At 41.0% G+C, this 13,331-nt stretch carries 11 protein-coding genes; 7 read left to right on the forward strand and 4 right to left on the reverse strand.

Features of this window, described 5'->3' with window-relative positions:
- Positions 1-7: 7 nt before the first annotated feature.
- The 5 genes from opp3b to FZC76_RS17645 all read left to right on the forward strand — a co-directional run bounded on the left by opp3b (position 8) and on the right by FZC76_RS17645 (position 6,101).
- Positions 8-937, forward strand: coding sequence for an oligopeptide ABC transporter permease (gene opp3b, locus FZC76_RS17625; RefSeq protein WP_148989483.1), 930 nt, complete (start codon positions 8-10; stop codon positions 935-937).
- Positions 937-1,947, forward strand: coding sequence for an oligopeptide ABC transporter permease (gene opp3C, locus FZC76_RS17630; RefSeq protein WP_148989484.1), 1,011 nt, complete (start codon positions 937-939; stop codon positions 1,945-1,947). Before opp3b ends, opp3C begins: the two co-directional genes overlap by 1 nt.
- 22 nt (positions 1,948-1,969) lie before the next feature.
- Positions 1,970-3,049 (forward strand): ABC transporter ATP-binding protein, encoded by a 1,080-nt coding sequence (locus FZC76_RS17635; protein ID WP_148989485.1) that lies wholly within the window; start codon positions 1,970-1,972, stop codon positions 3,047-3,049.
- Entirely contained in the window at positions 3,039-3,983 is a 945-nt protein-coding gene (locus FZC76_RS17640) for an ABC transporter ATP-binding protein (protein WP_148989486.1), read from the forward strand. Before FZC76_RS17635 ends, FZC76_RS17640 begins: the two co-directional genes overlap by 11 nt.
- A gap of 903 nt (positions 3,984-4,886) precedes the next feature.
- Positions 4,887-6,101 (forward strand): putative glycoside hydrolase, encoded by a 1,215-nt coding sequence (locus FZC76_RS17645; RefSeq protein ID WP_148989487.1) that lies wholly within the window; start codon positions 4,887-4,889, stop codon positions 6,099-6,101.
- A gap of 34 nt (positions 6,102-6,135) precedes the next feature.
- On the opposite strand, the gene FZC76_RS17650 is transcribed toward FZC76_RS17645, so the two are convergent.
- The gene (locus FZC76_RS17650; RefSeq protein ID WP_148989488.1) at positions 6,136-6,321 is read right to left on the reverse strand and encodes a hypothetical protein; all 186 of its coding nucleotides are present in this window, start codon (positions 6,319-6,321) and stop codon (positions 6,136-6,138) included.
- A gap of 171 nt (positions 6,322-6,492) precedes the next feature.
- On the opposite strand from FZC76_RS17650, the gene FZC76_RS17655 reads away from it, so the two are divergent.
- Positions 6,493-7,068, forward strand: coding sequence for a GNAT family N-acetyltransferase (locus FZC76_RS17655; RefSeq protein ID WP_148989489.1), 576 nt, complete (start codon positions 6,493-6,495; stop codon positions 7,066-7,068).
- A 61-nt stretch (positions 7,069-7,129) separates the two neighbouring features.
- On the opposite strand, the gene FZC76_RS17660 is transcribed toward FZC76_RS17655, so the two are convergent.
- The 3 genes from FZC76_RS17660 to FZC76_RS17670 are packed head-to-tail and all read right to left on the reverse strand — an operon-like array spanning position 7,130 to position 12,185.
- On the reverse strand, positions 7,130-7,861 hold the full coding sequence (locus FZC76_RS17660) for an SGNH/GDSL hydrolase family protein (protein ID WP_187442132.1): 732 nt from the start codon (positions 7,859-7,861) through the stop codon (positions 7,130-7,132).
- A 25-nt stretch (positions 7,862-7,886) separates the two neighbouring features.
- Positions 7,887-10,955, reverse strand: a complete 3,069-nt coding sequence (locus FZC76_RS17665; RefSeq protein ID WP_148989491.1) for an efflux RND transporter permease subunit — start codon at positions 10,953-10,955, stop codon at positions 7,887-7,889.
- A gap of 9 nt (positions 10,956-10,964) precedes the next feature.
- The gene (locus FZC76_RS17670) at positions 10,965-12,185 is read right to left on the reverse strand and encodes an efflux RND transporter periplasmic adaptor subunit (RefSeq protein ID WP_148989492.1); all 1,221 of its coding nucleotides are present in this window, start codon (positions 12,183-12,185) and stop codon (positions 10,965-10,967) included.
- Positions 12,186-12,754: 569 nt separating this feature from the next.
- Here FZC76_RS17670 and spxA point away from each other — a divergent pair.
- Positions 12,755-13,153: a transcriptional regulator SpxA gene (gene spxA, locus FZC76_RS17675; RefSeq protein WP_060666637.1), complete on the forward strand. Its 399-nt coding sequence runs from the start codon at positions 12,755-12,757 to the stop codon at positions 13,151-13,153.
- Positions 13,154-13,331: the final 178 nt, after the last annotated feature.

Raw genomic sequence — 13,331 nt, forward strand, 5'->3', positions numbered from 1 at the left:
TGCAAAGATGACAAAGTATTTGTTGCAACGTATCATATACATGTTTATCACCTTATTCTTAATTGCCTCATTTACATTCTTCCTGATGAAGATGATGCCAGGTTCCCCATTTACGATGCAAGACAAACTGTCAGAAGCACAGAAGTTAATTTTAAATGAAAAGTATGGACTTAACGATCCAGTTCCAGTGCAATACGGGAAATATATATTAAGCCTTGCACAAGGTGATCTTGGTATATCTTTCCAGTATGATAACCGAAGTGTTACCAGTTTAATTATGCAGCGTATTGGTCCATCTGCTCAATTAGGTTTCCAAGCTATGTTCTTCGGGACAATTATTGGGATCTTCTTAGGTGTCATTGCCGCTTTAAGACAAAATACATGGGTGGACTATGGTTCCACGATTCTTGCAGTACTTGGTAAGTCCATTCCTTCCTTTGTATTCGCAGGATTATTACAATATTGGATTGGTGTAAAACTTGGATGGTTCCCAGTTGCCTTCTGGTCAGGATGGGAATTTACAGTATTGCCAACGATTGCACTTGCCATGTTCCCAATCGCTATTGCTGCACGTTTCATGCGTACTGAAATGATTGAGGTATTAGGCTCAGACTATATTACCTTGGCACGTGCAAAAGGTGCTTCAAACTATGATATTGCAGTAAAACACGCATTAAGAAATGCCCTAATTCCAGTAGTCACGGTTCTTGGACCGTTGGCTGTAAGTTTGATGACAGGAACACTTGTAATCGAGAAAATCTTCTCGATCCCAGGCCTTGGAGAACAGTTTGTGCGTTCCATTACAACAAACGACTATCCAGTAATCATGGGAACGACATTGTTCTTTGCGGCTTTATTCATTGTCATCGTTCTTGTAGTTGATATTCTTTATGGAATTATCGACCCGCGTATTCGCTTGGCAGGAGGTAAGAAATAATGAATAACAACAATTATGATAAATTGCCAAAGGAATCATTCCAACCGGCAGTTCTAGACCCTAATAAAAGTGAAAAAATTGCTAAGCCGAGTTTGACTTATTGGCAAACAGCTTGGTTGCGTATTAAGAAAAATAAAGCTGCTATAGCAGGTTCCGTTGTGTTGATTGTTATTGCATTCCTTGCAATTTTTGGACCATTCATGAATGACCATGGATTTAACACTCAAAATGTCACTCAAGGAAATCTGCCTCCAAAGGTACCTGGAATTGAGAATCTTGGAATTCTTGACGGAACAAGAAATGGAGTCGATGTATACGAACAACGTGGTATCACTGATTATTATTGGTTTGGTACAGACAGTCTTGGACGTGACTTATGGACACGTGTTTGGACAGGTACACGTATTTCCTTGTACATTGCTTTATTGGCAGCATTCATTGATATGGTAATTGGTGTTGCTTATGGTGGAGTTTCAGGCTTTTACGGTGGACGTACAGATAACATCATGCAACGTATCATCGAAGTTTTAGTTGGTATTCCAAACCTTGTCATCGTTATTTTAATGATTCTTGTACTTGAACCGGGGATTATTGCGATTACGATTGCCCTCACCATAACCGGTTGGGTCGGGATGGCCAGGGTCGTCCGTGGGCAGGTTCTGAAGCTTAAGAGCCAAGAATATGTCCTTGCATCCAAGACGCTTGGTTCAACCAATAACCGAATCATTACGAAACACTTACTGCCAAACGTGGTAGGAGTAGTCATCATTAATACGATGTTCACAATCCCAAGTGCTATATTCTTCGAGGCGTTCCTAAGCTTTATCGGATTAGGTTTGAAGCCTCCTATGGCATCACTTGGTACGCTAATAGACGATGGATTTAAATCGTTGCAAATCTTCCCGCATATCATGGTGTTCCCTGCAATTATCATCAGTTTGTTGATGATCGCATTTAACCTTGTTGCGGATGGATTCCGTGATGCATTAGATCCTAAAATGAAAGATTAGTTATAAAGGCAGGTGAATGACAATGGAAAAAATACTTGAAGTGAAAAACTTACATGTTTCTTTTGATACATTCGGAGGAGAAGTTAAGGCCATCCGCGGTGTGGACTTTGATCTGAAAAAAGGTGAAACACTGGCGATTGTAGGAGAATCTGGATCCGGGAAATCCGTAACTACAAAAACCGTAATGCGTTTATTGCCTAAGAATAATTCCAACATCAAAAATGGCGAAATCTTATTTGACGGAAAAGACTTGGCGAAACTCTCTGAAAAAGAAATGCAGGACATCCGTGGAAAAGACATCGCAATGATTTTCCAGGATCCGATGACTTCCCTTAATCCAACAATGACAGTTGGAAAACAAATTATGGAGGGAATCATCAAACACCAGAAATTGAGCAAAAGCGCAGCTGCAGAAAAAGCAATCGACTTGCTTCGTCTTGTAGGCATTCCAATGCCAGAAGAACGCTTTAAGCAGTACCCTCACCAATTTTCTGGAGGGATGAGACAAAGGGTTGTTATTGCGATTTCTCTTGCATGTAACCCTAAAGTCTTAATTGCAGATGAACCTACTACTGCATTAGACGTTACCATTCAAGCGCAAATTCTAGATTTGATGAAAGACCTTCAGAAAAAAATTGATACTTCCATCATTTTTATTACACACGATCTCGGAGTAGTGGCAAATGTCGCTGATCGAGTAGCAGTTATGTATGGTGGACAGATCATCGAAACAGGCACAGTGGATGAGATTTTCTATGATCCACGCCACCCATATACTTGGGGATTATTAAGCTCCATGCCTGACCTTGATCTTGGTGATGAGGATGAGCTTTACGCAATTCCTGGTTCTCCACCGGATTTATCAGATCCTCCAAAGGGAGATGCATTTGCTCCACGTAATGAATATGCGATGCAAATTGATTTGGAAATGGAGCCACCAATGTTCCAAATTTCCAAAACGCACTTTGCGAAAACGTGGCTATTACATGAAGATGCTCCAGCAGTGGAACCACCATTGGCTGTTCAGAAGCGTCGTCGTCACATGCCACAAAACTTCGAAAAGCCTGTTTTGGTAAAGGACGGTGGAAACAATGGCAACTAATGAAAAGTTAGTGGAAATTCGTAACCTGAAGCAATATTTTAACGAAGGAAAGCCGAATATGGTTAAAGCAGTAGACGGCTTGAATTTTGACATTTACCGCGGAGAAACGCTTGGACTAGTTGGAGAATCTGGTTGTGGAAAATCTACCACCGGGCGTACTATCATCCGCCTATATGATGCAACAGACGGCGAAGTACTCTTCGAAGGCGAAAACGTACACGGTAAGAAGTCTAAGAAAGACTTGCTGAAGTTTAACCGTAAGATGCAAATGATTTTCCAAGATCCTTCTGCATCTTTGAACCCTCGTATGACGGTAGCTGATTGTATCGCTGAAGGCATTGATATTCATGGATTGGCTAAGTCAAAAAAAGAGCGACTAGCTCGGGTTCATGAACTTCTTGAGACAGTTGGTTTAAATAAAGAGCACGCCAACCGCTATCCGCACGAATTCAGTGGCGGACAGCGTCAACGTATTGGTATAGCCCGTGCACTAGCGGTGGAACCAGATTTCATCATTGCCGATGAGCCAATTTCGGCGTTGGACGTTTCCATTCAAGCACAGGTTGTTAACCTGATGAAAAAGCTACAAAAGGAAAAAGGGTTAACATATTTGTTCATTGCCCATGACCTTTCGATGGTAAAATATATCTCCGACCGTATCGGAGTAATGTATTTTGGGAAAATTGTGGAGCTTGCAGATAGTGAAGAGCTGTATAACAATCCAATTCATCCATATACCAAATCCTTGCTATCCGCGATCCCTCAACCGGACCCGGATTCCGAGCGCAGCCGTAAACGTTTCGCTTACGACCCAGCATCTCATGGCTATGCCAAGGATGAGGAGCTTGAGTTACGCGAAGTAAGACCAGGGCACTTTGTCTTGTGTTCAGAAGCTGAGTTTAAGAAATATCAAGCTGAATTTGCTGGTAAATAAGATCTCGTAAGTTTGTTAGGACCGATCCTCTATTGTGGGGGTCGGTTTTTTGTGTTGGTTGGTGAGGACGGGGAAGACGGGGGATTCTAAATGACCGTAGGACTTTAGAGGGGGTGGGAATGTATGTTAGAAGGGTTCTATATGACCGAAGCTTGGGCAAACATGGTTGGAATGTCTAATAGAACGGTTCTAAATGACCGAAGCCCCGGAAAAAGAGGAGGAAAAGTCTAATAGAGCGCTTCTAAATGACCGAAGCTCCGGAAAAAGAGGAGGAAAAGTCTAATAGAGCGCTTCTAAATGACCGAAGCTTGGGCAAACATGGTTGGAATGTCTAATAGAACGGTTCTAAGTGACCGAAGCCCCGGAAAAAGAGGAGGAAAAGTCTAATAGAGCGCTTCTAAATGACCTAAGCTTGGGCAAACATGGTCGGAATGTCTAATAGAAGGGATCTATATGACCGAAGCCCCGGAAAAAGAGGAGGAAAAGTCTAATAGAGCGCTTCTAAATGACCGAAGCTTGGGCAAACATGGTTGGAATGTCTAATAGAAGGGTTCTATATGACCGAAGCTCCGGAAAAAGAGGAGGAAAAGTCCAATAGAGGGCTTCTAAGTGACCGAAGCTCCGGAAAAAGAGGAGGAAAAGTCTAATAGAGGGGTTCTCATCATCCGAAATCACTCCACAAAAGCTAAACGGTAGGAGAGCCTCTATCTCTCCCCCCCGAAACTCCACCCCAAAACCCAAAGCGGTTACAGACTTCCATAGTTGTGATCTCACAGTAACCCTATCTCCCCACCACACTAGTTCTCTCGAATTATTTTGAAGGAAATTGTTGAAAAAGGTAAAAAAACAACGATTTTCCAGTATAATAGAGATAGCATATAAGAGAAGGGATTTTGAAATGAAATGATGAAAAAAATGATTGGTGGTCTGGTGGCTGCAGTCGGAATTTTCGTGTTTGGTGGAACACTTGTTCAAGCAGAAGGAGAAGAGGCACTACAAGCTGCGCAACATGCAACAAAAAAGGTCGAAATGCAGACTCGCGAGCTACCTATTTCAATTGCTAGATTTGCTTTTGACTCTGGTTATACATTCACTTATCCAGATGCAGTTAGAGGGATTTATGTAACAGGTCACTCTGCGGGTGGAGAAAGATTTCCGCGTTTACTTGATCTTTTAAACAAGACAGATCTAAACGCAATGGTCATTGATATTAAAGATGATCATGGGTACCTCACTTACATACCGGAGGAAGAAGATTCTCCATTCATGGATATTGCGCAACCTTATATTAAGGATCCGAAAAAAATGATGGAAACTTTGGAGGAAAATGAAGTTTATCCAATTGGTAGAATCGTAGTTTTCAAGGATACTGTGTTAGCGAAGAAACGTCCAGACTTATCTTTTCAGGAAAACGGCAAAGTATGGGTGAACGGCCGTGAAGAGGCGTTCGTTAGTCCTTTCCTAAAAGAGGTATGGGATTACAATATTGATATAGCCATTGAAGCGGCAAAAATGGGATTTCAGGAAATACAGTTTGACTATGTTAGGTTCCCGGAAGGTTTTGAAAGAAGAGATACAACTCTTGAATATACCTATGGTGAGTACAAGGACTTAGATTTGGACAATGTACAAAAGCGAGTTGAAGCGGTGACAGATTTCGTTGCGTATGCACGTGAAAGATTAGAACCTTACAATGTTCAAGTATCAGTAGATATCTTTGGTTATACGGCAACGTTGCCGGAAGCACCTGGAATCGGTCAGAATTTCAGTCGAATTTCAGAACACGTGGATGTCATTTCATCCATGATCTATCCAAGCCACTGGACATCTTATTTTGGAATAGCAAAGCCTGATACGGAACCATATAAGCTAATTGACGAATATTCTAAGCTTGAAAATGCAAAGCTGGATGAGCTGGAAAATAGACCGGTATCAAGACCGTGGATACAGGACTTCACAGCAACTTGGCTTGGGGCGGGAAATTATATTCCATATGGACCGAAAGAAGTAGAGGACCAGATCCGTGCTTTAAACGAAAATGGAATAGATGAATATTTAATTTGGAATGCTGGTAACAGCTATACAGAGGGACTAGATTTTACACCATTAAATGATTAATAAAAAAAGCTGCCAACTCGGCAGCTTTTTTAATTTACTTCTTTTTCCCTCCAATACTCTTCCATCCAGCCTGCATACTCGCAGACTTATCAAAGCTTTCAGAGCCCTTCTTTCCACCAAAAAGCTTTTCCCCGATACCATTTGTGAGAACGCCCATAACAGCGGTAATACCTATCACCAATATAGCCACGATGGTAAAATCCATAAAATATTCGATCAAAACCACACATCCCCTTTGTCTTATGTAATCGTATACAAAAAACAATCATACTCCTATTGTATGGTATGTTTAAGTGAAAAGGAAGAGGGTATATTAACACTGAAGTCTGTTCAAGTTTGTTATACTTAAAGTGTACATAGAGAAAATACGAAAGGGGAGTCATTTTACAGAATGAATTGGTATGAGAAATTAAATCAGTATTTTCCAGTAGAAGAAATGAAGTCGAGGGAACATATGGAGCTTCTTTTAAAAGAGAGAGGGGACATATATCATAAAGATGAAGGAGAGCACCATGTACTGATGTATGTGGAGCTTGATAACTTCCTCTTCATTGACTACTTGTTTGTTTCAAAAGATGCCAGAGGAATGGGTCTTGGACATAAGCTTTTAGATAAAATGAAGGAAAAAGGGAAGCCAATTATTTTAGAAGTGGAGCCTGTTGATTACGAAGATACAGATACAGAGAAAAGGCTTCGGTTCTATAAAAGAGAAGGCTTTGAACATGCTTCATCTATCGGCTATAGACGTCGTTCTCTTGCAACAAATGAAGTGAATGCGATGGAAATCCTTTATTGGTCACCAACGGATGCAAGCGAAGAAGCCATCTATGAAGGTATGAAAGCTACATACGAGCAAATTCATACGTATAAAGATAAAGAACTGTACGGTCAATCTTATGATAAAGTTGACAACGTACTTACCTATGATGAAGATGATGATAATGAGGATATTTTGTCGAAATTATAATGAATAAGAAATCCCCCGGAAATAATAAGCTGCATGCTTTATTTCCGGGGGATTTTTAAATTCATTCTATACTTTTTTCATAAGCAATCTTTATCAAGTTGACAATCTCTGAATATCCCTTGTCATTAGGATGTATATCATCCTCTGCGATGTGCGTCCATTCCAATGCTTTGCCTTTAAACGCTTCGTACGGGTCAATTACCAGTGTTTTAGGCTCATCTCCATACTCCTCAATAAAACCATTAAACAATGGGGCATACTTCGCTCCAAGGTCCGTCCATTCATGACTTTCTGGATAGGGATTATAAAGTCCTAAAAGAATGATAGTAGCATCTGGATTCAGTTGACGCAACAACTTATAGGTCTCCTGATATGTCCTCTTCAGAATCTCCAAACGAACATTAAGGGCTGCCTCATCCTCGTCCTCTGGTACAGAACGAATAGTTTGCAAAAAGTCATTGCCCCCAATGGAAACTGAAATAATTCCAGCTGTCTTTAGGCGATTTTGCAAAGCCTCATCAGCAGTCAGCAATGCCAACAAGCCAGTGGAGGAAAGGCCTGGGATACCATAATTCTCTACCGAAACATTGTTTTCCCCACGTAAATACTTCGTAAATTGAGGAACAAAACCGTGAATGCGTAAATAGTTTTCTTCCGATGATCCAAGGCCTGCAGTTAATGAATCTCCAATGGCGATATAGGTAATGTCACCTGGAGATTCAGCAGTTGCGGGAGGATAGATAACAAAACTTGAAACAACTAGTATTACAACGAAAACCCATTTTTTCAGCAAGTTAATCATCCTCCCGCAAAAATTTTTAAACATCCAGCTTCTCTAACTTTTTCAGCTTTCTTTTTTCCTTAAATTCATCAAACAAAAAGTAAACAACCGGTATTAAAATTAGCGTAATGATGGTTGCAAAACTTAACCCGAATACAATGACGATTGCCATCGGCTGCTGGATTTCCATCCCTTCTCCAAAGCCCAAGGTTAATGGAATCAAGCCGAGAATGGTCGTAAGAGCTGTCATGAAAATAGGACGCAAACGAGTTGGCCCTGCTATAAGAATAGCTTCCCAAGTTGTTTTGCCTTCGCGTTTCATCATGTTGACATAGTCCACAAAAACAATGGCGTTATTGACTACTATCCCGGTCAGAATTAACATTCCTACAAGAGAGCCAACCCCGAGCGGTTGCCCGGTGACCAATAGGCCGAAAATAATTCCTATAATCGTCAGTGGCACACTGAACATAATGATAAATGGATAAAAGTAAGACTCAAACTGTCCGGCCATTACCATATAGACGAGAACAACAGCAAGTGCCAAGGCTCCACCGAGCTTGAAAAAGGCATCATTCATCTGCTCGTCCTGTCCACCAATCGTTATTTTATATTGGTTGTTTGGAATGTAGATGTTTTCTTTTAATGTTTGTTCCACATCATCAATGACGCTTCCAAGATCGCGGTTCACAATATCTGCATTAACGGTAATTTCACGGTTTCTGTTAGTACGGGTAATCTGGCTTGGACCTTGACCTCTCTCAACAGTCGCGACTGCTTGAAGAGGTATATTTTCACCTGTAGGTGTATTGATCAGCAATTTCTCCAAGTCTTGAATGGAAGCGGTGTACGTATCCTCAATAGTTAAACGGATATCAAGCTCTGCACCGTCACGCGCCATTCTTGATGCGACAAGTCCTTTAGTGGCATTTGAAACAGCAGAAGCAATTTGAGCGCTGCCAATTCCAAACTGACTTGCTTTCACTCTATCAATATCAACCACAATCTCCGGATTTCCTTCTGTATAGTTGGAGGAGGGTTCTCTAATTCCGTCTATTTCAGAAAGAAGGTCTACTGTCTCATCCGCCATTGATTTCAGCGTGGTCAAGTCAGGCCCTGTGATACTTAAGGATACAGGATTTTGGGAAAACCCTGAATCTCCTGAAGAAAGGGAAATCTCAGCACCAGGAATATTCTCAAGTTTTTGCCTTATTTCGTCCCCAACGAGCTTGTCCGAACGGCTCCGTTCCGTAACTGGTGTCAAAAGGATGCTGTAGTTTGCACGGTTGGTCTGGGTACCAGCTGAAACTGAAAAGTTGTCTGTTCCTCCGACTGTAACAAACGCCAGATCAATTTCTTCAACATCCGCCAATCGTGCATCGATGTCTTCCATCACGTCATATGTAGCGTCCAGTGAGCTCCCGTCAGGTAAGCGAACCGTCATGGAAATGAAACTTTGATCTTGCTGAGGTAAAAACTCCTTCCCAATAAAAGGGATTCCGATTAAAGAAATTAAAAACAGGATAACGATGGAGGTAACGGTCTTTTTTGGGTTTCTCAGCACTTTTTCCAAGATAGAACGGTACCAATTAGTGAATCCAATAAATCTCTCTTCAAAGCGAGATGTGTTTGTATTGACTTTTAATAGAAGAGACGAGAATAACGGAACAATTATCAACGCCGTAAACAAAGATGCGAGTAAAGAGAAAGATACGACAAGTGCGAGTGGCTTGAATAATTGCGCAGCCAGCCCGTCCACAAATACGATGGGTAAGAAAACAATTACTGTGGTCAAAGTGGAAGCGATGATGGCAGGCCCAACCTCGCTTGTTCCTTCTATGGCCGCATCTTTCATGGAATAACCTTTTTGGCGTAATCGATAGATATTTTCTAATATGACAATGGCGTTATCCACCATCATCCCGATTCCCAGCGCAAGCCCCCCTAATGTTAGTAGATTTAACGTTTGACCGCTAAAGTACATAAAAATAAAGGTCGCAACAATAGAAACAGGTATAGAAAATAAGATAATTAACGTACTCCGTATGTTTCGTAAAAAGAAGAACAGAACCAATGCAGCGAGCAAACTACCAGCAATCATATTGGTGGTAACAGCTCGAATAGATTGTTCAATAAATTGACTTTGGTCGAATATCGGTTTTATTTCGACACCTTCTGGTAAGTTGCTTCTAATTTCCTCTAACTTTTTTTCGATATCATTTGCCACAGTCACGGTGTTGCTCCCGGATTGTTTTAAAATGGACATCCCGACAGCGGGCTCTCCATTCAAATAGCTGAGCTGAGTAGTCGGCTGAAGGGTTTCCTTCACTTCACCGAGCTGATCTAGCTGTATCACACCTTTTGAGGTAGGAATGGGAAGCGTTTGTATATCATAAATGGATGCATATTCTCCGGTAATTCTAATTGGAAGATTTTGATTTTGATCTGTCAGAGAGCCGCCGGGAAGGTTTAAATTTTCGGCGGCGATTATTTGCTGTAATTGATCAATAGATACATCAAAGGAAGAAAGCGCGTTAGGATCCAACGTTATTCTTACTTCATTTTCTGCTCCGCCCTCCACTGAAATGGACGCAATTCCATCCACACTGCTTAATTGAGGTTCAATATCTTGTTCCGCCAACTGCTTTGCCTTGGTCATTTCTCCTGAAGGATCTGTAATGGCAAGCTGTACAATTGGAAGATCACTTGGGTTAAAGCGGAGAACCCGCGGTAAGTTAGCACCAGAAGGAAGAAAGTCTCGTACCGAATCAATACGTTCCCTCATATCCAAGGAGGCAAAATCCATATTTGTCCCCCAGGTGAAAGACACGAGAACCAGTGAGCCTCCTGTTCGGGAAATGGAGGTCACAGATTCCACATTCGGCAAGGTGCTCATTGCATCCTCAAGGGGAGATGATATCAAGTTCTCTATCTCTTCAGGACCTGCCCCCTCATAGGTGGTGGTTACCGCTACGATTGGAAAAGTTAATTCAGGAAACAAATCCACCGGCATTCCGCGCATACTGACGGCACCTAGTATTAACATAAGTATGATCACCATTGACATGGCAATGGGACGTAATACAGAAAGCTTCGCAATTTTCATCTAATAGGTTCACTCACTTTGTTCTGTTATTTCTGCACCGTCTTTTAATCTTTCTTTTCCGTTTACGGCTACTTTCTGGCCTTTAGTAACTCCTTTAAGAATCTGAATAAATTCATTGTCACGGAACCCGGTTTCAACATCCTGTCTTACCGCTTTATTCTCTTCAATGACATAAACATAAGGATTTTCTTCTTCATATAATATTGCGTCCATAGGTAAAACAGTTTGAGCTTCCAGGTTATCAACAGCGACATATGCAGTTGCTCTCATACCGCCTTTAATGACTAACTCTGAATTGCTTACTGGAATGGTGACAGAAAACATATTGGTCTGCTGATTGACTGTAGGGGAGACGGTTTCAATTTTTGATTCAAATGAATCTGTCAATCCTTCAAATGAAATTGTAGCTTCTTGCCCAGCTTTTAATTTACTTACTTGATAACTATTCACTTGGAAAGTTGCTGCGATGTTATCTAACTGAATGATCGTTCCGATTGGAACATTAGGAGACGCAATTCCATCATTTACAACATTCAATTCAGAAACAATTCCGTCAATCGGGCTTGTAATCGAAGTGGCATCAGCCATTTGCTGTGCTTGCTTCAGCCCTTGTCTAGCCTGATTTAATTGAGCTTCCATTTCCATGGTGTTAAAGGTCGGCATCTGTTGGACTTGGCTGGCAGCTGTAGCAAGCTGGGCCTGTTTAACCATGACATCCACTGTGCTTTGTACCAAATCAAGCGAAGTAACAGCCCCTGTGTCTACACCATCCAAAAGAGCTTGAGATTTTTCTAAACTTTGGTTTAATTCTGCCTGCAACTTGGGTATATCAGAAAGAGAGGCCTGACTTTCAGCTGCCTCTTGCATTTCTTTCATTTTTGAGAGGGCATTTTCTAGCTCTGTCACTGCACTCTGAGCTTGAACTACCTGCTCGGTTGCAGCTTCAGAATCCAAAGAAACAATTAAATCGCCCTTTTTCACTATATCACCAATTTTTACATGAACAGATTCAACGGTTAGGGGGGAGGTAGTTAGGAGTGGTACTTGTGTTTCAGGTACAGCCAGTCCGACCAATTCAATCGTATTGCTGATATTTTTCTCTGTAACTTCAGCAATCGTAACTGGGATCTTATTGGACTCTGTATTCTGACTTGTAATCTCTTTTTGACTGCAAGCGGTTGAAAATAAGAGTACGAACATGGCAGGAAGCAGCCAATATTTTTTCAACATATATCACCTCATACTTATCTTGTCTAATTATAAAACTATCATGTATTACAAACCCTTACAAATCCTAACTATCGTAGGGCTAATGAAACAATATAATTGTTACTACTTTGTGAACACATAAAAAAATAATGAGAACTAATTTCGTATAAATGAAACCTTCTAGGACATCCAAACGTCTGAATAGATGTAAGCCAAGAGATTAGTGGAAAAAATGATTGGTTTTGTAATTACCCCCAGAAGATTGGAGTGAGGGTGTGAGACTCCAGCGGGGGAGTAACTGTTGGTTGAGACCCCGCAACGAAGTGAGGAGGCTCAAACACCGTCCCGCGGAAAGCGAACACACAGAACGTAAATCTTCTGGGAGTTAGTGCAGTTAAAGCAAAAAAATTTGAACATGTTGTGACAACTTGTCCGACTTTTAAAATACTATACCTTTTTAGTCGGAAATCGTGTATAATAATTAATAGATATTACTTCTTTAGAGTAATTTCAAATTGAGAGCGATTCACAATTAGAAACGTTCAGCATGTTCTTTCGAATAATACTAGATAAAAAGGAGAGGAAAGTTCATGGTAACCCTATATACATCTCCAAGTTGTACTTCTTGTCGTAAAGCAAAACATTGGTTAGAAGAACATAACATTCCATATACAGAAAGAAATATTTTCTCAGAGTCTTTATCTATTGATGAGATCAAAGAGATTTTACGAATGACGGAAGACGGAACAGATGAAATCATCTCAACCAGATCAAAAATCTTCCAAAAACTGAATATAAATGTAGAAGCAATGCCGCTTCAAGAATTATATTCCGTGATTAAAGAACATCCTGGTCTGTTAAGAAGACCTATCATTATAGACGAAAAACGACTACAAGTAGGGTACAACGAAGATGAGATTCGCCGCTTCTTACCAAGGAAAGTAAGAACCTTCCAATTAAGAGAAGCACAAAGATTAGTTAACGGCTAATAAAAACAAAAACTTCTACATGCATCATCGCATGTAGAAGTTTTTTTATCCCTATAGGTTCCTTATTGATTGGAGTGCAAGGTGTGAGACTCCTGTGGGGGGGGACGGTTGGTTGAGAACCTGAAGCGTTGTAAGAAGGCTCACGCACCGTCCTCTGGATAAGCGAACACCTCAAACG

It is taken from the genome of Sutcliffiella horikoshii, from assembly GCF_008180725.1.
Lineage (GTDB): Bacteria > Bacillota > Bacilli > Bacillales > Bacillaceae_I > Sutcliffiella_A > Sutcliffiella_A horikoshii_B.

Excerpts from the sequence above, each read along its gene's own strand:
- opp3b (WP_148989483.1), top strand. The coding sequence starts at position 8 with ATGACAAAGTATTTGTTGCAACGTATCATATACATGTTTATCACCTTA.
- opp3C (WP_148989484.1), top strand. The coding sequence starts at position 937 with ATGAATAACAACAATTATGATAAATTGCCAAAGGAATCATTCCAACCG.
- FZC76_RS17635 (WP_148989485.1), top strand. The coding sequence starts at position 1,970 with ATGGAAAAAATACTTGAAGTGAAAAACTTACATGTTTCTTTTGATACA.
- FZC76_RS17640 (WP_148989486.1), top strand. The coding sequence starts at position 3,039 with ATGGCAACTAATGAAAAGTTAGTGGAAATTCGTAACCTGAAGCAATAT.
- FZC76_RS17645 (WP_148989487.1), top strand. The coding sequence starts at position 4,887 with ATGATGAAAAAAATGATTGGTGGTCTGGTGGCTGCAGTCGGAATTTTC.
- FZC76_RS17655 (WP_148989489.1), top strand. The coding sequence starts at position 6,493 with ATGAATTGGTATGAGAAATTAAATCAGTATTTTCCAGTAGAAGAAATG.
- FZC76_RS17665 (WP_148989491.1), bottom strand. The coding sequence starts at position 10,955 with ATGAAAATTGCGAAGCTTTCTGTATTACGTCCCATTGCCATGTCAATG.
- FZC76_RS17670 (WP_148989492.1), bottom strand. The coding sequence starts at position 12,185 with ATGTTGAAAAAATATTGGCTGCTTCCTGCCATGTTCGTACTCTTATTT.
- spxA (WP_060666637.1), top strand. The coding sequence starts at position 12,755 with ATGGTAACCCTATATACATCTCCAAGTTGTACTTCTTGTCGTAAAGCA.